Origin of the sequence: Peribacillus sp. NPDC058002, from assembly GCF_042886655.1 — a bacterium.
Lineage (GTDB): Bacteria > Bacillota > Bacilli > Bacillales > DSM-1321 > Peribacillus > Peribacillus aracenensis.
This window is the reverse complement of record NZ_JBHVQU010000070.1, coordinates 1-21,601: the sequence shown is the minus strand read 5'-3', so window position 1 is coordinate 21,601 and position 21,601 is coordinate 1. Positions and strand designations below refer to the sequence as shown.

Below are 21,601 nucleotides of genomic sequence, written 5' to 3'. Positions count from 1 at the left end.
GTCTAGTTGAAAGCAGTACCACAGTTTGGCACGGATGGATTAAAATGTTCATTATGAAATAATTAACAAAAAAAACTCGCTGTCTGTCAGCGAGTTTTTCATATTATAACTTCCCGGCTTCGCGCAATTTCTTCTTCTGAGTGAAACCGAACCCCATGATTCCGCAAAGAATAACGATTGCAGCTAATATTCCAATCAAGCTCTTCTCAGCAATGAAGATGCCAATGGAGCCGATACTTGATGTTGCCAATACCGCTAATATTAAGAAATTCCATTTAATGTTCATTAATATCACCCCTAATATATCTATTGTACATAATTTCTGTATTTGTTTCTAGTATGTTTGTGATATAATATGTAAGCTAATACTAGTGATACGTTATACACAAACTTTTTTAGGAGTGAATTTTTTGAAATTAAGAGAAAATATTCGTAATATAGCCATCATTGCCCACGTTGACCATGGTAAAACGACGTTAGTGGATCAGTTGCTTAAGCAATCTGGTACTTTCCGTGAAAATGAACATGTGGAAGAACGTGCGATGGATTCTAATGCGATTGAAAAAGAACGCGGAATCACGATTCTTGCGAAAAATACAGCAGTTCAATACCAAGATACAAGAATCAATATTTTGGATACACCTGGTCATGCCGACTTTGGTGGTGAAGTGGAACGGATCATGAAAATGGTTGATGGCGTTCTACTTGTTGTTGATGCATATGAAGGTTGTATGCCACAAACTCGCTTCGTGTTGAAAAAAGCATTGGAACAAAAGATTACACCAATCGTTGTCGTGAACAAAATCGATAAAGATTCTGCACGTCCAAATGAAGTGGTAGATGAAGTAATTGACTTATTCATCGAACTTGGAGCTGAAGAAGAACAGTTAGAGTTCCCAGTTGTCTTCACTTCAGGTATTGCTGGTACTGCAAGCTTGGATTCAGATCCTGCTAAACAAGAAAAAGACATGACCCCACTATTCGAAACAATCGTCGAAACGATCCCAGCACCAATTGATAACTCAGATGAACCGCTTCAATTCCAAGTGGCTTTACTTGACTATAATGATTATGTAGGACGTATCGGGGTTGGCCGTGTATTCCGCGGTAAAATGCATGTAGGTCAACAAGTTTCATTAATGAAACTTGATGGGAAGGTTAAACAATTCCGAGTAACGAAAATCTTTGGTTATATTGGCTTGAAGAAAGTTGAAATCCAAGAAGCCGTTGCCGGTGATTTAATTGCCGTTTCAGGTATGGAGGATATTAACGTAGGGGAAACGGTTTGTCCGACTGAACATCCTGAAGCCCTGCCTATCCTGCGTATTGACGAGCCAACATTACAAATGACTTTCCTTGTAAATAACAGCCCATTCGCAGGCCGTGAAGGTAAATTCGTTACAGCTCGTAAAATTGAAGAGCGTTTGAGAAACCAATTGCAGACGGATGTCAGCTTAAGAGTCGAAAATACTGATTCTCCGGATGTTTGGGTTGTTTCAGGCCGTGGGGAGCTTCACCTTTCCATCCTGATCGAAAATATGAGACGTGAAGGTTATGAACTTCAAGTTTCTAAACCGGAAGTTATCGTTCGTTTGATTGATGGTGTCCGTTGTGAGCCAGTTGAACGTGTACAAATCGACGTACCTGAGGAACACACTGGTTCAATCATGGAATCAATGGGAGCCCGTAAAGGTGAATTGTTGGATATGATCAATAGCGGAAGCGGCCAAGTTCGTTTACTGTTCACGATCCCAGCTCGCGGACTTATTGGATATTCAACTGAGTTCTTAACGATTACACGTGGATATGGTATCATGAACCACTCATTTGACAGCTACCAACCAATGGCACAAGGTCAAGTCGGCGGAAGGCGTCAAGGTGTACTTGTTTCCATGGAATCAGGAAAAACTACACAATATGGTATTATGCAAGTAGAAGACCGCGGGGTTATTTTCGTTGAGCCAGGTACGGATATTTATGAAGGTATGATTGTCGGGGAACATAACCGTGATAGCGATTTGACTGTCAATATCGTTAAAGCGAAACAAATGACAAATATGCGTTCAGCAAATAAAGACCAAACTTCTTCCATGAAAAAACCAAGAATCATGTCACTTGAAGAAGCTCTAGAATATTTGAATGATGACGAGTACTGTGAAGTAACTCCGGATTCAATCCGTCTTCGTAAAAAAATTCTTGATAAAAACGAACGTGAAAGAGCAGCTAAAAGAAAAAAAGTTGCTGTTGAAGAAAAATAAATAGCAAGAGGAGGAGAAAAGATTGGATATCCAAGAGCGATTATCATTTTTTGCAGCATTGTACAGAGTGGATGAAAATCCTGAAGCGGGAATGTGGTATTTATATTTGACGGTCTTTGGATTATGCATCCTTGTCTATCAGTTAGGTTTTGCCAAAAAGTTACCTTTGCTAAAAAATGTGGTCATTTATGTGGTAATGGCACTTGGATGTACCCTTCTTTCTTTCTTCGCGGTGTTTCTTCCTATGGGGGAAGCATTAGTCATCGCTTCGCTAGTTCTGGGGATTTATCGAATCCGTCTTCATAATTCGAGAAAAGAAGAACAGGCTTAAGATGATGAAATCATTACAGGATGCTTTATACAATTGGTTGACGATCAAAGTTGTCTGTGATGCAAGGCCTGATGATACAGCAGCACGTGATACAGAAATGTTTTTCATGCAGATGCTGAAAGATGATCATCGGGTGATAATCGATTCGGTTTCAAAAACAGAACCTTTTTATTTCGTCGAGTATCTTTTGGGGGGCGTAATGAAAAAGCAGCGTTATCCAATTGAATTGATTGATATCATGTTAGACCAAATACAGTTGGAGCCAGAAAAGTATAAAAATATCGAGTAATGATAAAAAAGGACCGTGCGATATGCGCACGGTCCTTTTTTATATTGCTTTGGGGAGGGAAAGTCCGTAAAAAAGATGTAAGATTGTCCACAAAAAGAAAGCTGTCAAATCAGAAGGAAGGACTGCTTCTGTTTTCGACAGCGCCGATAATGGGAAGTAAAGCATGATTGCCGGAATGATCGTGAAAAAAGCAAGTGTGTATTTGTTCCAATTCCTGAAAATCTTCAAAGGACGAAGAATATAAACGTAACTGAACGTAATTGCCAGTGAGAAAAGGAGATGGAAAAAGAATAATGTTGCCTCACCCCAGGAAACAGCTCCGATTACAGGAAGGAAATCCACATTCAATAGGAGATTATACACTTGTTTACCGGAAAACATTTCGACCCACTTCATTATCAATCCAAGCAGAATTCCATTGATGAGACCAATCAGGGAAACTTTATAATGTATTTTACCATTCATCTTCATTTTTGATTGTCCGGTAAAGACGGAAGTTCCCGGTTGCAATCCGTTCGTTCGTACGCTCTTCTATGCGTTGGTTGCATGTATTGCACATATAGGTATGTATAGGGCGGTTGCGAAGTTTCTTAGCTTCTGGGCTATCATCAGGTATAGATTCAATTTGATCGCATATTACACATTTAACCTTCATATTAGTTGAACCTCACTTCAATTTGAATATGCTTTTAAGTATACCAATATTTTTATGGTAAAACGAGGATAAAGTGAAACTAACATATGAACGGTAACGATACTTGGTTCATGGTGGATAAATACAAAAACCCGAAGATTGACTTCGGGTTAGGAATATTCATTCTTTAAAGTGATTGGATTGATCATTTTGCTCTTTATCGAGTTCTTTTCTTTCCGTTTCATCATCAAGTTTATTTTTTTCCTTTTCAATGCTCTTGGACGGTGTTGGGGTTAAAATATCACCAGGAACCTCAGGAATCACCCGACTTGTGATGTCAGCCAGTTCATTTAGTATCCCAGTTACCGGTTTACCGTCTTTAATGTCTCTGGCCACCTCCCTGATCCGCTCATTTATATCCGGGTCAGCGACGATGAGGGCATTTGCGCCATCAGGATCATGTTTTAAAGTTTCACCAACTGAGTATTTTATCGTTCCGACCTGTGACCGCTCAATATCTTGGTCGATATCTATTCCGACGATGGCATATTTGCCAAGTACGACTGCGGAGGCATCGTTCACCTCAGGAATGGATTTAGCTAAACCGGTGAGTCTTTCCGCTGTTTGCTGACCTGTATTTCTGTCTGCTTCCTCAATGGTCGAGTTATTGACTTTCGTTAAATTGTTTTTCGCATTATTTTCGGACACTTCATTTTTATTATCCATTGAGCAACCTGTCATCAACAGAACAGCAGCGAGCGACAACATGAATTTTTGCAATGTGTAGCCTCCTTAATGTTTTTTGTAGGTTCCAGCATTTCCACCAATGACAGGTCTGATTCAGGTAAGTATTAAATGCAGCCAAACATATTGTCATCAACATAGGGGATAGCATTTTTTGCTGGAAGTTTTCTTTATAGTCTGTAAATGTTCTTCTATCTTTATGCAAAGGAACATATATTTTATCAACAGTCTCGTCCGCTACATAACTTCTGAGTGTAGTAAATGGTAAGGCATATCCTAAAGAGCAGGCAGGAGGCGTCATATTGGGGAAAAAAATCTATGTTTTAGATACGAATGTCCTGTTGCAGGATCCGTACTCGATTTATTCATTCGAAGATAATGAAGTTGTCATTCCGGCAGTCGTATTAGAAGAATTGGATTCTAAAAAACGGTATATGGATGAAATCGGAAGAAATGCCAGGCAAGTATCGAAATTGATCGATGGCTTTCGTGAAAAAGGGAAGCTACATCAGAGCATTCCGCTTCATAATGGTGGCAGCATTAGGATTGAACTCAACCACCGTTCATTTCATAAGCTCCAGGAAATTTTTGTGGAGAAAACGAATGATAACAGGATATTGGCAGTCGCGAAAAACTTATCTTTGGAAGAAGAGACAAAGGAAGAGGGAAAAACGGTCATTTTGGTAAGTAAAGATACTCTCGTCAGGGTTAAAGCTGATGCCATCGGACTTGAGGCAGAGGACTTTTTAAATGATCGTGTCGTAGAACTGGACCATATATACGCTGGGCACAAAGAAGTGTTTGTATCGATTGATAATCTGAATAAGTTTTATGAAAAAAGTTTTCTGCCACTGGAGGAACTGACAAAGGATTCATATTATCCAAATCAATTCCTGTTGATGAAGGACACGCTGGGGAGTTCAGCTTCGGCGATTGGGATAGTGGATGAGAATTGCAGGCTAGTCAAGAAATTGATGTATGAAGGGGAGCATATTTGGGGAATTAAACCGAGAAATGTCCAGCAGACGATGGCCCTTGATTTATTGCTTCGTTCGGATATCAAGCTTGTGACGCTCATTGGTAAGGCGGGGACAGGCAAGACTTTATTGGCATTGGCTACTGGATTGATGCAAACTGAAGATTTGTCACAATATAAGAAACTTCTGGTTGCCAGGCCGATTGTTCCTGTCGGTAAAGATATTGGTTATCTGCCAGGAGAAAAAGAAGAAAAATTAAGACCTTGGATGCAGCCTATTTTCGATAATCTCCAATTTTTGTTCAATACGAAAAAACCTGGGGAATTGGATGCCATTCTAGCTGGCATGAGTTCGATTGAAGTGGAAGCCCTGACCTATATCAGGGGAAGGAGCATCCCGGATCAGTTCATCATCATCGATGAAGCGCAGAACTTGACAAAACATGAGGTCAAGACCATCTTGACGAGAGTCGGGGAGCGGAGCAAAATTGTATTAATGGGGGATCCGGAGCAAATAGATCACCCTTATTTAGATGAATATAATAATGGTTTGACCTATGTGGTGGAAAAATTCAAGACAGAACGCATTGCCGGCCATGTTAAATTGATAAAAGGGGAAAGATCTGGATTGGCCCAGCTCGCAGCTACGCTTTTATAATCTTATCGGCAAGGGATGTCCCTTGCCGATTGCTCTGAAGTTTTCGGTAAAGAATGGACTAAGTCTTATTTAACAGTGAAAGACCGTACATTTTTTATCGGATCATTGATATTGGAAGCGTCCCCGAAATAAATTTCCATAGGGCCGCCCTCAGATATTTTAAGCGGCTTTCCATCCTTGGAAAAGCCCAGGAAAAATTCAAGTGCCGTTTCCAACGGGAATGTAAGCTCCTCATCATCGGTTGTAACGATGACTTCAGTTACCCCATTTTCTGGTTCGGCATTTTTTAAAAAAGGTTCAAAAGGGATGCCGAAAGTCCCTTCCAGCAATCTTTGCTTCTCGAACTTTCGTTCCGTTTTTATTGTGGGCGGCATGATTGCGCCTTCCTGTATTTCTTTTTGCCAATGTTTGGAGGCAGCAATTGTATATTCTTCTAATTCATTGACTTGGACTCTTTCAGCGTGGAAATATGTATCAATTTCAACTTTACGGTCGTCAAAAATCCATACTCCAGGATCCAGCGTAATTGGATATTTCACTTTTCCGTTTATAAATACGATAGGTTCCAAATATCTCATTCCTTTCTGGTGCTCTTTAATGATTATAATCAATTATAATTGAAATGTCACATCTACACGATGGTGAACAATTTCCATGGCTTGATATATTCATTTGAGGGGTGGGAGTGATATCCCGATGGCAAATTGTTTGTCAATGTCCTTGCTTTTTCACAAAACTAAAGGTAGAATTTAGAGATAAGATTTAATCGCTCTGAGCGGGGGATTTAACATGGCATCTGATATGCTTGTCAATCATCGAGAAAAAGCTTATGCTTTATTAAAAGCAGATGCTGACAAGATTCTAAAACTGATAAAAGTTCAAATGGAAAATCTCACTATGCCTCAATGTCCTTTATATGAAGAGGTACTTGATACACAAATGTTCGGCCTATCACGAGAAATTGATTTTGCCGTACGCTTAGGTTTGGTAGAGGAAACCGAGGGTAAATCCCTTTTGGAGGCCCTTGAACAAGAATTGTCAGTTTTGCATGAAGCATCATTAAAAAAATAATAGATAAAACATACTAACTCAAACAAATCTCGATGATTGTTTGAGTTTTTTATTTATGTACTTAATTAATTGATAGTGTTATACTATATTCAATAATGACATACTAATTGATCCGCAGAAGCTCAATTGTGTTTTTTTATTTTTGTTTTTTTTATTTTTTTGAATTTTCGCTGAAATGTTTGGTGGTTATGATCAGATTTCAAATTTCTCTATCAATCATTAAGTATCTGGGATTTTTAAATCGAATGCCGTTGATTAACAATGGGACGTTAGTCGGAAAGGCGGAGCTAATTCCTTGTTTTTATATACGAATATATGTAATTTTTTATTTTTTTATTGTATTCAGTTAATTTTAGTATTATGGTTATATTAATTGAATGTTAAGTCAAATCGATAATATATTATTATAGCTAAATTATCATTTGCTATTGGTGTAAGGCTCTTTTTAGTCTTTATCGGATGTAAAAAACGAAAATATAAAATATATCGAAATAATTACATCCGCGTTAAAATGAGCTGATCAGATTGGTCTCCTTGGTTGGGATATAAATTCTTGAATAAAAAGTGGTGAAAGTCTTTCACGCTTTTTTTCTATATATTCAATAAAAATACATATTGATTAGGGTGGTAGCAATGGGGAAACGTATAGAAAAAGTACTTGCGGCAAATCGTGGAGAAATAGCGATACGGATTTTTCGGGCATGTACGGAATTAGACATTCACACAGTTGCAATCTATTCAAAGGAAGATTATGGTTCTTATCACCGATATAAAGCGGATGAGGCATATTTGGTTGGGGAAGGCAAAAAGCCGATTGATGCATACCTGGATATTGAAGGCATAATTGCGATCGCCAAAATGAGCGGAGTCGATGCGATTCATCCCGGTTATGGTTTTCTTTCAGAAAATATTGAATTTGCGAAACGCTGTGAGGAAGAAGGCATAATCTTCATCGGACCAGAATCAAGGCACCTAGATATGTTTGGTGACAAAGTAAAAGCCAGAACACAAGCTGAACTGGCTGATATTCCGGTTATCCCTGGTAGCGATGGACCGGTGACCAGTGTTGAAGAAGTAAAGGAATTTGGTGAACAATACGGCTTTCCAATTATCATAAAAGCCTCTTTAGGCGGCGGCGGGCGCGGAATGCGGATTGTCGAAAAAATCGAAGAAGTTGAAGAGGCTTATGATCGCGCAAAATCAGAAGCTAAAGCAGCTTTTGGTAATGATGAAGTCTATGTAGAGAGATTCATTCAAAACCCGAAGCATATAGAAGTTCAGATTTTGGCTGATACTCATGGAAATATCGTCCATTTATATGAACGTGACTGTTCCGTTCAGAGACGGCATCAAAAAGTTGTGGAAGTGGCACCTTCCGTTTCCCTTTCCGAGGATTTAAGGGAAAGGATTTGTGAGGCAGCCGTCAAGTTGGCAAAAAATATTGATTATGTAAACGCCGGTACGGTCGAATTCCTTGTCGCAAATGGCGAATTTTACTTTATTGAAGTCAATCCACGGGTCCAGGTTGAGCATACCATTACTGAAATGATTACGGGCATTGATATCGTTCAATCCCAAATAATGGTAGCGGAAGGGCATGAACTCCATGGCAAAAAGATTGGGATTCCCGAACAGTCAGGAATCAAAACACATGGATATGCGATTCAATCACGGGTGACGACTGAGGATCCGTTGAATAATTTCATGCCTGATACCGGGAAAATGATGGTTTACCGTTCCGGTGGGGGATTCGGTGTTCGTCTGGACGCTGGTAATGGATTCCAAGGTGCGGTCATCACACCATATTATGATTCACTTCTCGTTAAACTTTCAACACATGCGCTTTCATTTGAACAGGCGGCATCAAAAATGGTGCGTAACCTAAAGGAATTCAGGATTCGTGGAATTAAAACGAATATTCCATTCCTTGAAAATGTTGTAAAACATGAGAATTTCATTAATGGCGAATACGATACTTCCTTTATTGATTCAACACCGGAACTATTTACGTTCCCAGTCCGAAAAGACCGTGGGACAAAAATGCTTTCATATATCGGAAATGTGACCGTGAATGGATTCCCGGGAGTCGAGAAAAAGAAAAAACCTGTTTTTGATCCAGCTCCAATTCCGAATGTTGGTGGCCTGCCGCTTATCTCGGGTACAAAAAATATACTTGAGGAGCAAGGTGCAGAGGGACTGGTCAATTGGATCAAAGAACAGAAAGAGGTATTGATCACCGATACGACTTTCCGCGATGCACATCAATCTTTACTTGCGACGAGAATCAGGTCGAAAGATATCCTTGATATCGCTGAGCCTACAGCAAAACTGCTTCCTGATTTATTTTCAATGGAAATGTGGGGCGGGGCAACTTTTGATGTCGCGTATCGATTCTTGAAAGAAGATCCATGGGACAGGCTGATCAGTTTCAGGAAAAAAGCACCTAATGTCCTATTACAAATGCTTTTAAGGGCTTCAAATGCAGTTGGTTATAAAAATTACCCTGATAATGTCATTCGTGAATTCGTAGAGAAATCAGCGGGTGCAGGCATTGATGTTTTCCGTATCTTCGACAGTTTAAACTGGGTTAAAGGGATGGAATTGGCCATTGATGCAGTTCGTCAATCCGGCAAAATTGCGGAAGCGGCCATTTGTTATACCGGGGATTTGAATGATTCATCACGCAGCAAGTATAATATCGACTACTATAAAAATATGGCAGTGGAATTAGAACATGCCGGTGCCCATATTTTAGCGATCAAGGATATGGCAGGACTTTTGAAACCGGAAGCGGCTTACCGCCTTGTATCGGAACTGAAAGAATCGACATCACTTCCGATCCATCTGCATACTCATGACACAAGCGGAAATGGAATTTACATGTATTCGAAAGCGATCGAAGCTGGTGTGGATATCGTTGATACGGCGATTGGTTCTTTAGCTGGACTGACTTCGCAGCCAAGTGTACAAACACTTCATTATGCGCTGGAGGGGTCAAGCAGACAGCCTAAATTGGAAGTCGATTCACTAGAGCGTTTAGGAGAATACTGGGGAGAGGTCAGGAAATTCTATCATGACTTCGAAAGCGGCATGAATGCTCCTCATACCGAAGTTTACAAACACGAAATGCCGGGCGGTCAATATAGCAATTTGCAGCAGCAAGCTAAAGCAGTGGGGTTGGGGGACCGTTGGCATGAAGTGAAAGAAATGTACCAGCGTGTCAATGTAATGTTCGGCGATATCGTTAAAGTAACTCCTTCATCCAAAGTTGTTGGGGACATGGCTTTATTCATGGTTCAAAATAACCTGTCTGAAGGAGATGTTCTGACAAAAGGCAAATCCATCGATTTCCCTGATTCAGTTATAGAGTTATTCGAAGGCTATCTAGGTCAGCCAGTTGGAGGATTTCCTAAAGAGCTTCAGGAAGTTATCCTGAAAGGGAAGAAACCTATAACAGTAAGACCGGGTGAATTATTGGAAGAAGTGGATTTTGCAGCTCTTAAAGAAGAATTATTCAAGGAATTGGGACGGGCAGTCACTGATTTCGATGTGCTTGCATATGCCCTATATCCAAAAGTATTCTTGGACTACAATAAAACGATTGAGCTATTTGGTGATGTTTCCAACCTCGATACCGCAACTTTCTTATATGGAATGAGGCTGGGGGAAGAGATCGAAGTTGAAATTGAAAAGGGTAAAACGCTCATCGTAAAATTGGTTTCAATCGGTCAGCCATTGGCTGATGGAACACGAGTCGTTTATTTTGAGTTGAATGGTCAATCACGTGAAGTGATCATCAAGGATGAAAACATTAAATCTTCCGTTGTATCAAAAATGAAAGCTGACCCTAAAAATAAAGAACAACTCGGTGCGACAATGCCAGGTACGGTTATTCGTGTAGTGGTCGAGAAAGGCGATCAGGTCAAGCAAGGGGATCACCTGATCATTACGGAAGCGATGAAAATGGAAACTACCGTGCAAGCACCATTCTCCGGGACCATCAAGGATATTTATGTAAAAGATGGAGAAGCGATCAGTACTGGAGACTTATTGCTTGAAATAACCAAGTAATATCGCTGACTGTGACCTTGTGATTGATTTGGGGCATATAGGGTAGGCTTGAGGTTTTAAGCTGCCCTATACCCTCTTTTTAGGCAGTGTACGGTCATTGAACTTCACTATAAGATAAAACAAAACCACCATTCCCGGGAATGGTGGTTTTGTTTTATCTTAATTATATTATTGATTGAACAATCAGACATTAACGGGCGGGTACCGTTGGCGTTATATCCTGTTCCTCCTGACCTTTGACAGAGTGCGCGGAGTTCCTTTTTTGCTTGGCCAGGGCATTTTTTTTGCTTCTCGATGTCAATAGCATCAAATAGCTCATTACACCAAAAAAGCAGGCAATGAATAATGCGTGTGTAAGTGCGATATATAAGTTTTGCCTTGAGAAAATGATAAAGGCTCCAGCGGTAACTTGTAAAAATACGAGAATGAATGCAGCAATCCAACCGCCATATAGCACTTTTTGATTTTTGTAATGTTTTTTTGCGATATAAGCTACATATGATACCCAAATGAAAATAGCTCCTGCCATTGCACGGTGCCCCATCTGAATCCATTCATAAAGGTTGGAGGGGAGTGCAAGACTGTCATTTACGCATAAAGGCCAATCCTTACAGATAAGACTTGATTCTGTATGCCTTACAAGGGCACCTGTATATACGACCACCAGACAAAAAATCAATACGCCAATAATATGGAATTTCATTCGTTTGTCAACGATAAGTCTTTCTGCTTCGAACTTCTTGTCCACTTCAAAAATCAACAGTGTCAGTAAAAAGACGGCAGCAAATGAAATGAGCGATATGCCAAAATGAAGGGCAAGGACGAAATCGGATTGTGACCAAATGACGGCAGCGGCTCCGATCAATCCTTGCAGTAACAGAAAACCAAAAGAAAGGACGGATAAGAAACGTGCTTCACGAATATGGCCGATTTTTTTCCAAGACATATACGATAATATTAAAACAAGGAAACCTCCAGCACCTGAAACGAGTCGATGGGAAAGCTCAATGACCAATTCAATCGTGATTTTGTCAGGGATCAATTGGCCATTGCACAATGGCCAGGACCTGCCGCATCCCATGCCGGAATCCGTCTTCGTGACTAAGGCTCCACCAAGTAAGATGAAAAGCATTACAACCGTTGTTAAAACAGCAAACCATTTAAGAGACGATTTCACTAGTAGCCCCACCTTTTTCTATGTAGCAATTTAGGGTTATTCCATAAAATTAATAATAGCATAAGGTTTTTCATAATATTTGTCGAACTTCCTCGATATTACACAAAATAGAATGATTTTACAAGTTCCGTTAATATTATAACTATTAATTAAAATGCCTGAAATAGTTGAAAGTTACATAAGACTTTGATAGAAATAAAGGGAGTGTAAACCTTCAAGTAGGAGCAAAATAGGGAATAAGCCTAGGGGATGATGATAATAGCATAATATTCATGTTCTTGATGAACATCATACAAGAGAAGTAAATTATTGAGACACAATTTGGTCAAAAAATAACCGAAATATTTTCACAAAAGCTTCCAAAAATGTGTTTTAATATATTGAAGAAATGATTTTACTAAATTTTACTGTTAATAAGCATGATATTAAGAATGATAGCTCTCGATGGATTCCATTGACAACGGTCATTGGTAAATAATTTACTTTTTGTTTACGCTTCCTTGGTTACAAATATCAAAAAGTATGAAATAATGTTCTATAGCATATGTAACGTTTTTTTTTCATTTGCGTCTGTTTTGAATGATTTAAAGGAGGAAAACAAATGTCAGAAACAAGGGGTTTGTCAGAAGCTGTCATGGAGGACAGTAAAGCCGCCCTTCAATCGGATATACCTGAAACAACAGCTTGGAAGGATTTTCTCGCACTTATAAAAGTGGGGATTGTCAATTCAAATATAATTACAGCTTTTACCGGCGTGTGGTTAGCTCTTCATTTTTCCGGGCTTAGCTTCTTACACAATCTAGATGTAGTGTTTTATACACTTGCAGGTTCGGCGCTCATAATGGCGGGATCTTGCAGTTTCAATAATTATTATGACCGTGATATCGATCATTTAATGGAAAGAACGAAAAACCGTCCAACGGTAACTGGGAAAGTACAACCTTCAAAGGTATTGGCATTAAGTTTCGGTTTAATTGCTGCAGGGCTGATTTTACTTGCATTGACTAATATGACAACTGCCATCCTAGGAGCATTCGGCGTCTTCGCTTATGTTGTTTTATATACCATGGTTTTCAAACGTAGATTTGTCTCGAATACGATTATAGGCAGTATATCGGGAGCGGTGCCTCCACTTATCGGGTGGGCTGCAGTCGACCCGGGCCTTGATAAGATCGCCTGGGTCCTGTTCGCGATCATGTTCTTGTGGCAGCCTCCTCATTTTTATGCACTTGCAATGAGGCGTGTCGAAGAATATCGTGCAGCTGGAGTACCCATGCTTCCGGTAGTAAAAGGGTTCAAGGCGGCAAAAAGATCGATTATGCTATGGATCATCTGTTTAATGTTCATTCCTTTCTTTTTAACTCCATTAGGAACCCCGCTAGTTATTCTTGCTGCATTATTGAGCACGGGTTGGCTTATTTTGGGGATTAAGGGGTATAAAAAGAAAGATGATGTTAAATGGGCAACATCCATGTTTGTATATTCTTTAAATTATATGACCATTTTATTTGTAGCGATGGTTATTGTCACTCTCATCTAGTTTTGGTTTAAATAAGCTGGCGGCCTGTTCCTTTACAGGCTCCAGCTTACTGATAAATAATGCACTGACCGCCATTCATACATATTAACGGAATCAACGGGGTCATACATAAGAGCGGTTACATGAATCATCGTAATAATTCCTTAAATTAGGGATTCTTTCTTTTTTAGAAATTTACATAGAGAGAATATTCGCAATTGCGCCCATTTTTATTTTTGTGAGAAAATTTTGACGAAAGAGGGGTTTCTGAAGCTATGAAAAAAAGGCTGCACAAATGGCGCCTGATTGCTCTGCTGGGTATTGTAGGACTTGTACTTTCGGGCTGCGGCGAACCATTCCTATCCGCGCTGAAGCCAGCAGGCAATGTTGCGCAATCTCAGTTTGACTTACTGATATTGAGTACACTAATCATGGTTCTGGTAATTATTGTTGTGATTATTTTGTTCGTTGTAGTTTTACTGCGCTTCCGTCGGAAGAAAGGCGACGAAACAATACCGAAACAAATTGAAGGAAGTCATAAACTTGAAATTATCTGGACTGTTATTCCTATCCTTCTTTTAATTGTTCTGGCTGTTCCGACCGTCGTCACTACATTCGACTTAGCTGACACAAAGGCAATGGATAAGAAAGATAAGGATGGAAAAACGAAGGATGCCCTTGTTGTTAATGTTAGGGCAAATCTTTATTGGTGGGAGTTTGAATATCCTGACCTTGGCGTTGTCACAAGTCAGGATTTGGTTGTGCCTACCGATCAAAAAGTATACTTCAATCTAACTGCTTCTGATGTTAAACATTCATTCTGGATACCGGCTGCCGGAGGAAAGATGGATACAAATACAGATGGAGTCAATCAGTTTTTCTTAGAATTCGATAGTGAAAAGGCAGAAGATTCGAACAACTTATTTTACGGGAAATGTGCTGAACTTTGCGGTCCTTCCCATGCTTTGATGGATTTTAAGGTCGTACCGAAGTCTAAAAGCGATTTTGAAGCGTGGACTAAAGATATGAAAGCCGCGAAGGAGCCTGTCGTTGCAGGTGATCTAGCCAAACAGGGTGAAGATGTCTTTAATCAAAGCTGTATAGGCTGCCATGCGGTGACACCAAATGACAGCAGGCCTGAAGCAGCTCGTCAGGCTCCGAATCTGGCTACATTCGGTGAGCGTCAAAAAGTAGCTGGCGTATTGGATCATACGGAAGATAATGTAAAAAAATGGATCAAGGATCCTGAGAAGTATAAACCGGGCAACACGATGACCGGTACTTACGGCGAACTTTCAGATTCAGATATTAATGCACTGGCAGCTTATCTATTGGAGCTTAAGGTGGAAGACAAATAGAACATTGATTAAGGAGGTTAAATCGTGAGTACGTACGCTAATAAAAAAGGATTTGGCGCTACTATTTGGGATTATCTGACGACCGTAGACCATAAGAAAATCGCCATTTTATATCTTATCTCTGGCGGGTTATTCTTTGTAATCGGCGGTTTGGAAGCGATGTTTATCCGTATCCAGCTGGCAATCCCAAACAATGATTTCGTAAGTGCCGGATTTTATAATGAAATTTTGACCATGCACGGTACGACAATGATATTTCTGGCGGCCATGCCATTAGTGTTTGCTGTAATGAATGCGGTTGTACCATTACAGATAGGGGCACGTGATGTTGCGTTCCCATTTTTGAACTCGTTAGGTTTTTGGTTGTTTTTCTTTGGGGGAATCTTTCTGAATCTTTCATGGTTTTTAGGAGGGGCTCCAGATGCAGGCTGGACATCGTATGCATCGCTTTCCTTGCATTCCGAAGGTCATGGTATTGATTTTTACGTCCTCGGATTACAAATATCAGGTTTTGGAACACTAATTGCAGGGATCAATTTCCTTGTAACCATTATTAATATGCGTACGCCTGGTATGACATATATGCGTATGCCGCTGTTTACCTGGTCAACTTTCGTCGTTTCTGCATTGATTTTATTCGCTTTTCCTCCGCTTACCGTGGGATTGGTGTTAATGATGTTCGATCGGATGTTTGGCGCGAATTTCTTTGATGTAGCGGCTGGGGGAAATACGATTATTTGGGAGCATTTATTCTGGATATTCGGTCACCCGGAAGTTTATATCCTGATTCTTCCGGCGTTCGGTATTTTTTCCGAAATTTTCGCTACATTCTCCAGAAAAAGATTGTTTGGTTATTCATCGATGGTCTTTGCAACCGTTTTAATCGGTTTCTTAGGTTTCATGGTTTGGGCGCATCATATGTTTACCACTGGTCTAGGTCCGATCGCAAATGCAATCTTTGCGGTGGCGACAATGGCTATCGCTGTACCGACAGGTATTAAGATATTCAACTGGATCTTTACGATGTGGGGAGGAAGCGTCAAGTTCACGGTTCCGATGCTTTATGCAGTTGCCTTTATCCCTACATTTACAATGGGTGGCGTGACAGGTATCATGCTCGCTTCTGCACCTGCTGATTATCAATACCATGATAGTTATTTCGTTGTTGCTCATTTCCACTATGTAATCGTCGGTGGGGTTGTATTAGGCTTACTGGCTGGAATCAATTTCTATTGGCCGAAGATGTTTGGGACGATGTTAAGCGAAAAATTGGGGCAAATCACATTTTGGACGTTCTTGATTGGTTTCCATTTAACGTTCTTCATTCAACATTTCTTAGGTTTGATGGGGATGCCGCGCCGGGTATTCACGTTCTTGGACAATCAAGGACTCGATACAGGTAATATGATTAGTACTGTTGGAGCCTTTTTGATGGCATTTGGTGTCTTGGTTATGGTCATCAATATCATCATTACATCTGTGAAGAATGAAAAAGTCGGCAATGATCCTTGGGGAGATGGCCGTACGCTGGAATGGGCCATTCCATCACCACCGCCTTTTTATAATTTTAAACAACTGCCGCTAGTCCGCGGATTAGATCCTTACTGGGTTGAAAAAATGGAAGGGAAAAAGGAAATGACTCCTGCAGAACCACTTGGGGATATCCATATGCCCAATTCATCCATTCTTCCTTTAACGATTGCTTCCGGTTTATTTATCGCCGCATTCGGTGCTTTATACCATATGGATGATAAGTCATGGACCCTGCCTATAGTGATAGTAGGACTTTTGGTAACGTTTAGTTCAATGTTTATCCGTTCCGTTAAAGACGATCATGGGTACCATATTCATAAAGAAGACCTTATGGACGATAAAGACAAGGGAGGTAAGGCATAATGCAGACAGATGAAAGATTCACGGATGCTACCTGGCCTGCTTCTCCCGAGAAAGCGACTTTAGAAGGTAAAAATAAATATTTGGGATTCTGGTTGTTTCTTGGTGGAGAGACGGTATTATTCGCCTCATTATTTGCAACTTACCTAGCATTGAAGGATAAAGTTCCAAATGGTGATGCAGCCCTAGCTAAAGATTTATTCGAATTACCACTTACGTTTGTGGCAACCATGCTGTTATTGACCAGTTCATTGACTAGTGTGTATGCGATGTACCATATGAAAAATAACCACTTCAAACAAATGCAGGCTTGGCTTGTCATTACGGTTGCACTTGGTTTAGGTTTTCTTGGACTCGAGATTTATGAATTTAATCACTATGTTCATGAATTCCATCATACATTTACGAGCAGTGCCTTCGGCTCCGCGTTTTATACGTTAGTTGGTTTTCACGGAGGACACGTTGCATTCGGTTTGGCTTGGATCATATGTCTTATGGTACGTAATGCAGGAAGGGGCTTGAATTTGTATAACGCTCCTAAATTTTTTGTTGCGAGTCTTTATTGGCATTTCATTGACGTAGTCTGGGTGTTTATCTTTACTGTCGTATACTTAATGGGAATGGTGGGATAACTGATGGCGAATGAACAATCAAATTCAGCGAACCCGAATGTCGATTTAAAATATCGCCGTAAGAAAAATGCTGAAGAGATGAAACACCAAGTGATATCATTTACACTTATGATTTTCTTTACATTACTTGCTTTTGCTGCAGTAGGAATTGAGGGCTTTTCACATTGGTTCATTAAACCAGTCATTTTGCTGCTGGCAGTTGTACAAGTGATTTTCCAATTGTATTATTTCATGCACATGAAGCATAAAGGGCATGGCACTATTGCATTGTTCTTATTTTCCGGCCTTGCAGTCGGCCTGATAACTGTCCTTGTGTTCACAACGATTGTTTGGTTATAAACCATAAAGAAAATCGGCTATTGAATGATAGCCGGTTTTTCTTTGTGGGGTGATTTTCCAGAAAAAAAAATCCAAGTTTATCTATATTTGTTACAATGTTTCATTTTAGGTATAATAAAAGTAAGAAAAAGTTTATGAACGAGGTGATTTTTTTGTCTATTGATATTTTCGGATTTCGCGCTTTGTGGAGTCCTTATTATTTTGCCGCCCTCGTACTTATAACCGTAGGCTATTTTTGGCTGGTGACAAAAAAAGGGGGGAAGTTTCCGGGCAGTTCATCGCTTTCCGTCAAACAGGCAACTTATTTTTTGACAGCCATGTTCCTTCTTTATGTGGTAAAGGGTTCGCCACTGGATCTATTAAGCCACATTATGTTCAGTGCGCACATGTTTCAAATGGCATTGCTCTATCTTGTGATTCCGCCTTTATTTATCATTGCGATTCCGGATTGGCTTTTGAGAACTTTCATAAATTCAAGGGGAGTGAAGGCGTTATTTCAATTTTTTACGAGACCTCTTGTCGCCCTTTTACTATTTAATGTTCTTTTTTCGTTGTACCATATCCCGTTAGTGTTCGACTATATCAAAACGGGGATGTGGATACATGCCGGATACACGGTGCTTTTATTTACTACTGCAGTTTTGATGTGGTTCCCGCTTGTCAATCAATTGCCGGAACACGAAAGTCTAACGGGTGTAAAAAAAATAGCTTATATTTTCGGCAGTGGCATTTTAATGACCCCAGCCTGCGCTTTAATCATTTTTGCTAATGATCCGATGTATGATACGTTTACCAATGCGGAATCTTGGGCAAGTGCCATGGAACTTTGCGTTCCCGCCTCAGCGCTGTCAAGTTTGACCCTCAGTGGTCCTGAAATGTTCAATGGACTGCCATTGCTTGAGGATCAACAGCTTGGTGGGGTTTTGATGAAGGTGATCCAAGAAATCGTTTTAGGCTATGTATTGGGTGTCATTTTCTTTGCTTGGTTCAAAAAGGAGAATGGCGGCCAAAATGATATCGATCCGATACCTTCTGATCTTCAGACTGTAGAATAATTGTACGATAAAAAAGACTTGTCTTGGGGCGGACAAGTCTTTTATCTGCCTTTGCCTGATTTTCGATTTAAACCAAATAGCCAGAGAATCGACTTGCCTATTCAATAAAAGTGAGCATTCTGTTAATAATCCTTGATTTTATTGAATTTTATGATTGCCTCTTATAAAATGGTAGTTGATTAATAAATATAGAGAGGACTACAATCCATATGTCTTTACCAATCCTTCCAACGATAAGTACAGCCTTCATTGTATTAAGTGCCATCACTGTTGCAATAGGCTGGTATCAAATTAAACAACGCAAAATCGAGACCCATAAAAAAACCATGATGGCAGCTGCGGTTTTTGCGGTAATCTTTTTCACTATATATCTTTCCCGGACGGTATTCATTGGCAGTACGTCATTTGGCGGACCCGCTGACATTAAAATTTATTATACGATTTTTTTGATTTTCCATATAACTCTTGCTACAACTGGAGCTGTTTTGGGGATCATCATGCTTACCACTGGGTTTAAAGGTAAATTCGCCATCCATAAAAAAATCGGGCCTGCGACAAGCATCATTTGGTTTTTCACCGGGATTACTGGAGTAGCTGTTTACATCCTGCTTTATGTCATTTATCACGGCGGAGAAACAACATCTTTAATAAAGGCGATCCTAGGATTTTAAAATAACGAAAAAGCCTGGTGCAATAAAAGCATCAGGCTTTTGTAATGCATATAAAAAAAGAGAGCATCACGCATGATCCTCTCACTTTGTACCTGCTTTTCACTAACGGCTTTTACAGGCCGTTGAATTGTGTAAGTTCTTCTTTGATTTGAGCGAGGATTTTTTCACTTTGTTTAACTAGTGATGCAGGGAAATCCTCTCCTTCACCATATTCAACTCCGTGTGGATAATAGTGTTTTCCTAATAGAGGAACCATTAGTTTGATGACGGCCCTGTGAGCGCCTACATCGCCCTCTGTAGCATAGCCAAGTATTCTCAGGTAAAACGTGCCTTCTTTTAAGTCGAACCTACGATCGTAACTGACTCTTTCGTAATCCCATTGTTCTGCACGTATTAAACCATATTGCGGCATTAGGTCATCTAATCGGTTTAAGTCGGCTGTAATGTTTTCGATTCCAAAGCTTTCAAATTTCACGAGCAGTACCTCCTATGTTTACTATTAAGAATTAAAATGACATACCGGGAAAATATTATGTACATGAATATATTAAAAATCTCCAAGTATGTTTATAATATACCATTTTATCCTATATTTTATAATAGTACGAAATGGTGGAAGTTGCAATGAACTCAACCATGGTAATTTAATCATTCGCAAAAGTTCCACTTTTTAAATAAATTTAATGAAGGGACAGTCTATCGTAAATTAGAAAATTATGATTGAACAGTGATATAATCAGGAAAGAAAGGTTTTTGCATTGGATACATAAATTAGATAGAGAGAGGGAGTGTTCCTCTGCGCGGTTTAGGTAAGGTGTTGGTGTTAATTATTATTTTTTTCGTAATCGGTATTTATCTTAATATCGGCGATGAAGATGAAGGAAACCCTCTTATTGATGGTAACAAAGGTGTTAACCCCAATGGACATATAAATGAAAAAAGCCCTTCCACTGAAAAGGAAGGGATTACTGAAGTGAAAGAAGGTCTGGCGGTAACGATCGGGAAAAATGCAAAAGAGATAGAAAAGGAATATGGTAAGCCAGATCGGATAGATATGTCCGCCTATGGATATGAATGGTGGGTTTATAAAAAGGACTATGATAATTATTTCCAATTAGCTGTTGAAAATGAAAAAGTGGTATCTGCTTATGGAATCGGTGATGAGGTCAATGTCGCTCCTTTTAAAATTGGACAATCGATTGATGCCATCTATTCCAGCTTATATGTGGAACCCACTGTTGATATTGAAGTTGGTCACAGTTCATATCGTTTTGAATTGTCGGAGGAAGATATGAACATGAGGCCGTTGATTGATTTAGGGAATATTAATGTTCAGCTGTATTTGGATAAATTCACCGGGACTGTTTCAAGTATCCGATTTTTGAGTGATTCCGCCTTATTGAAACAACAACCGTATGAGTTGACCTATCATGGTGAACTTGTGACAGTTAAGGACCTTTCTGATGAGGAAATGGCGAAAGTGGAAGATGGCAATGAGCAGCAAATATTCGATATTACGAATATAATGCGCAGCAGGTTTGATTTGAAGCCTTTAGAATGGGATGCGCCAACTGCGGAGGTTGCTTATCTTCATAGCCGGGAAATGACGGACGCACCTGAAGGAACCCATGTTTCTGAAACAAAGGGGGATTTGGAAAAGCGTCTCGATGCGGGCCATGTGAAATACAGGGCAGCAGGTGAAAATATAGCGGCTAATTACGTTGATGCAGCTGCAGTCATGGAAGGTTGGCTAAATAGCAAAGGGCATCGGGATGCGATGCTGAACGAGGAGTTTACAGGTCTGGGCGTCGGGGTATATAAAAAGTACTACACCCAGAATTTCATAAAGAGATAAAAAACGGATCCGTTCTGAAGTGAACCCAAAAAGTTAGACACTTTATTTACTTAGGCAGCCTTGAGGGCAT

At 39.9% G+C, this 21,601-nt stretch carries 21 protein-coding genes; 14 read left to right on the top strand and 7 right to left on the bottom strand.

Annotated features, from left to right (window positions below; all coding sequences use genetic code 11):
* Positions 1 to 103 precede the first annotated feature (103 nt).
* Positions 104 to 286, bottom strand: coding sequence for a YlaF family protein (locus ACFVSH_RS13905; protein WP_034314013.1), 183 nt, complete (start codon positions 284 to 286; stop codon positions 104 to 106).
* 124 nt (positions 287 to 410) lie between these two features.
* Between ACFVSH_RS13905 and typA the strand changes: the two genes are divergently transcribed.
* From typA to ACFVSH_RS13890, 3 genes are read left to right on the top strand one after another with little or no spacing between them, the layout of a single operon-like run.
* Positions 411 to 2,258 (top strand): translational GTPase TypA, encoded by a 1,848-nt coding sequence (gene typA / locus ACFVSH_RS13900; RefSeq protein WP_387706429.1) that lies wholly within the window; start codon positions 411 to 413, stop codon positions 2,256 to 2,258.
* A gap of 22 nt (positions 2,259 to 2,280) precedes the next feature.
* Positions 2,281 to 2,589, top strand: coding sequence for a YlaH-like family protein (locus ACFVSH_RS13895; RefSeq protein WP_034314008.1), 309 nt, complete (start codon positions 2,281 to 2,283; stop codon positions 2,587 to 2,589).
* A gap of 4 nt (positions 2,590 to 2,593) precedes the next feature.
* On the top strand, positions 2,594 to 2,878 hold the full coding sequence (locus ACFVSH_RS13890; RefSeq protein WP_387600267.1) for a hypothetical protein: 285 nt from the start codon (positions 2,594 to 2,596) through the stop codon (positions 2,876 to 2,878).
* Positions 2,879 to 2,917: 39 nt separating this feature from the next.
* Here the strand turns inward: ACFVSH_RS13890 and ACFVSH_RS13885 are convergent, their stop codons facing one another.
* The 3 genes from ACFVSH_RS13885 to ACFVSH_RS13875 all read right to left on the bottom strand — a co-directional run bounded on the left by ACFVSH_RS13885 (position 2,918) and on the right by ACFVSH_RS13875 (position 4,292).
* Positions 2,918 to 3,349: a hypothetical protein gene (locus ACFVSH_RS13885; RefSeq protein ID WP_387599666.1), complete on the bottom strand. Its 432-nt coding sequence runs from the start codon at positions 3,347 to 3,349 to the stop codon at positions 2,918 to 2,920.
* Complete coding sequence (locus tag ACFVSH_RS13880) at positions 3,333 to 3,533, bottom strand: YlaI family protein (protein WP_072272690.1); 201 nt, start codon at positions 3,531 to 3,533, stop codon at positions 3,333 to 3,335. The genes ACFVSH_RS13885 and ACFVSH_RS13880 overlap by 17 nt, the downstream gene beginning before the upstream one ends.
* Before the next feature lie 159 nt (positions 3,534 to 3,692).
* A complete protein-coding gene (locus ACFVSH_RS13875; protein WP_387599669.1) occupies positions 3,693 to 4,292 on the bottom strand; it encodes a YhcN/YlaJ family sporulation lipoprotein in 600 nt (199 codons plus the stop codon).
* 266 nt (positions 4,293 to 4,558) lie between these two features.
* On the opposite strand from ACFVSH_RS13875, the gene ACFVSH_RS13870 reads away from it, so the two are divergent.
* On the top strand, positions 4,559 to 5,890 hold the full coding sequence (locus ACFVSH_RS13870; protein ID WP_387599671.1) for a PhoH family protein: 1,332 nt from the start codon (positions 4,559 to 4,561) through the stop codon (positions 5,888 to 5,890).
* Positions 5,891 to 5,955: 65 nt separating this feature from the next.
* Here ACFVSH_RS13870 and ACFVSH_RS13865 read toward each other — a convergent pair whose 3' ends face one another.
* Complete coding sequence (locus tag ACFVSH_RS13865) at positions 5,956 to 6,459, bottom strand: hypothetical protein (RefSeq protein ID WP_076366738.1); 504 nt, start codon at positions 6,457 to 6,459, stop codon at positions 5,956 to 5,958.
* 220 nt (positions 6,460 to 6,679) lie between these two features.
* Here ACFVSH_RS13865 and ACFVSH_RS13860 point away from each other — a divergent pair, with 220 nt between their 5' ends.
* Positions 6,680 to 6,961: an Fpa/YlaN family protein gene (locus ACFVSH_RS13860; RefSeq protein WP_098371113.1), complete on the top strand. Its 282-nt coding sequence runs from the start codon at positions 6,680 to 6,682 to the stop codon at positions 6,959 to 6,961.
* 633 nt (positions 6,962 to 7,594) lie between these two features.
* A complete protein-coding gene (gene pyc, locus ACFVSH_RS13855; protein WP_387599676.1) occupies positions 7,595 to 11,032 on the top strand; it encodes a pyruvate carboxylase in 3,438 nt (1,145 codons plus the stop codon).
* Positions 11,033 to 11,222: 190 nt separating this feature from the next.
* On the opposite strand, the gene ACFVSH_RS13850 is transcribed toward pyc, so the two are convergent.
* The gene (locus tag ACFVSH_RS13850; protein ID WP_192203936.1) at positions 11,223 to 12,209 is read right to left on the bottom strand and encodes a COX15/CtaA family protein; all 987 of its coding nucleotides are present in this window, start codon (positions 12,207 to 12,209) and stop codon (positions 11,223 to 11,225) included.
* Positions 12,210 to 12,810: 601 nt separating this feature from the next.
* Here ACFVSH_RS13850 and cyoE point away from each other — a divergent pair.
* The 7 genes from cyoE to ACFVSH_RS13815 all read left to right on the top strand — a co-directional run bounded on the left by cyoE (position 12,811) and on the right by ACFVSH_RS13815 (position 19,676).
* Positions 12,811 to 13,749, top strand: a complete 939-nt coding sequence (gene cyoE / locus ACFVSH_RS13845) for a heme o synthase (RefSeq protein WP_387599680.1) — start codon at positions 12,811 to 12,813, stop codon at positions 13,747 to 13,749.
* A 254-nt stretch (positions 13,750 to 14,003) separates the two neighbouring features.
* Entirely contained in the window at positions 14,004 to 15,086 is a 1,083-nt protein-coding gene (gene coxB / locus ACFVSH_RS13840) for a cytochrome c oxidase subunit II (RefSeq protein WP_387706427.1), read from the top strand.
* A gap of 24 nt (positions 15,087 to 15,110) precedes the next feature.
* Positions 15,111 to 16,982: a cytochrome c oxidase subunit I gene (ctaD, locus tag ACFVSH_RS13835; protein WP_387706425.1), complete on the top strand. Its 1,872-nt coding sequence runs from the start codon at positions 15,111 to 15,113 to the stop codon at positions 16,980 to 16,982.
* Positions 16,982 to 17,611 carry a cytochrome (ubi)quinol oxidase subunit III gene (locus ACFVSH_RS13830; RefSeq protein WP_098371107.1) on the top strand — a complete coding sequence of 210 codons (630 nt, stop codon included), beginning with the start codon at positions 16,982 to 16,984 and terminating at the stop codon, positions 17,609 to 17,611. The genes ctaD and ACFVSH_RS13830 overlap by 1 nt, the downstream gene beginning before the upstream one ends.
* Positions 17,612 to 17,614: 3 nt before the next feature.
* Positions 17,615 to 17,950 (top strand): cytochrome c oxidase subunit IVB, encoded by a 336-nt coding sequence (gene ctaF, locus ACFVSH_RS13825; RefSeq protein ID WP_048684534.1) that lies wholly within the window; start codon positions 17,615 to 17,617, stop codon positions 17,948 to 17,950.
* Between the two features lie 152 nt (positions 17,951 to 18,102).
* Positions 18,103 to 19,005 (top strand): cytochrome c oxidase assembly factor CtaG, encoded by a 903-nt coding sequence (gene ctaG / locus ACFVSH_RS13820; RefSeq protein ID WP_387706423.1) that lies wholly within the window; start codon positions 18,103 to 18,105, stop codon positions 19,003 to 19,005.
* Positions 19,006 to 19,214: 209 nt separating this feature from the next.
* On the top strand, positions 19,215 to 19,676 hold the full coding sequence (locus tag ACFVSH_RS13815; RefSeq protein WP_179891037.1) for a DUF420 domain-containing protein: 462 nt from the start codon (positions 19,215 to 19,217) through the stop codon (positions 19,674 to 19,676).
* A 112-nt stretch (positions 19,677 to 19,788) separates the two neighbouring features.
* On the opposite strand, the gene ACFVSH_RS13810 is transcribed toward ACFVSH_RS13815, so the two are convergent.
* Positions 19,789 to 20,151, bottom strand: a complete 363-nt coding sequence (locus ACFVSH_RS13810; protein ID WP_214790434.1) for a YugN family protein — start codon at positions 20,149 to 20,151, stop codon at positions 19,789 to 19,791.
* Between the two features lie 345 nt (positions 20,152 to 20,496).
* On the opposite strand from ACFVSH_RS13810, the gene ACFVSH_RS13805 reads away from it, so the two are divergent.
* The gene (locus ACFVSH_RS13805; RefSeq protein ID WP_387599692.1) at positions 20,497 to 21,531 is read left to right on the top strand and encodes a CAP domain-containing protein; all 1,035 of its coding nucleotides are present in this window, start codon (positions 20,497 to 20,499) and stop codon (positions 21,529 to 21,531) included.
* The last annotated feature ends 70 nt before the right edge of the window (positions 21,532 to 21,601 follow it).

What these genes read in the sequence shown, in the direction of transcription:
- ACFVSH_RS13830 (WP_098371107.1), top strand. Translation starts at nt 16,982, where the DNA reads ATGCAGACAGATGAAAGATTCACGGATGCTACCTGGCCTGCTTCTCCC.
- ctaF (WP_048684534.1), top strand. Translation starts at nt 17,615, where the DNA reads ATGGCGAATGAACAATCAAATTCAGCGAACCCGAATGTCGATTTAAAA.
- ACFVSH_RS13860 (WP_098371113.1), top strand. Translation starts at nt 6,680, where the DNA reads ATGGCATCTGATATGCTTGTCAATCATCGAGAAAAAGCTTATGCTTTA.
- cyoE (WP_387599680.1), top strand. Translation starts at nt 12,811, where the DNA reads ATGTCAGAAACAAGGGGTTTGTCAGAAGCTGTCATGGAGGACAGTAAA.
- ACFVSH_RS13880 (WP_072272690.1), bottom strand. Translation starts at nt 3,533, where the DNA reads ATGAAGGTTAAATGTGTAATATGCGATCAAATTGAATCTATACCTGAT.
- ACFVSH_RS13905 (WP_034314013.1), bottom strand. Translation starts at nt 286, where the DNA reads ATGAACATTAAATGGAATTTCTTAATATTAGCGGTATTGGCAACATCA.
- ACFVSH_RS13815 (WP_179891037.1), top strand. Translation starts at nt 19,215, where the DNA reads ATGTCTTTACCAATCCTTCCAACGATAAGTACAGCCTTCATTGTATTA.
- ACFVSH_RS13885 (WP_387599666.1), bottom strand. Translation starts at nt 3,349, where the DNA reads ATGAAGATGAATGGTAAAATACATTATAAAGTTTCCCTGATTGGTCTC.
- ACFVSH_RS13890 (WP_387600267.1), top strand. Translation starts at nt 2,594, where the DNA reads ATGAAATCATTACAGGATGCTTTATACAATTGGTTGACGATCAAAGTT.
- coxB (WP_387706427.1), top strand. Translation starts at nt 14,004, where the DNA reads ATGAAAAAAAGGCTGCACAAATGGCGCCTGATTGCTCTGCTGGGTATT.
- pyc (WP_387599676.1), top strand. Translation starts at nt 7,595, where the DNA reads ATGGGGAAACGTATAGAAAAAGTACTTGCGGCAAATCGTGGAGAAATA.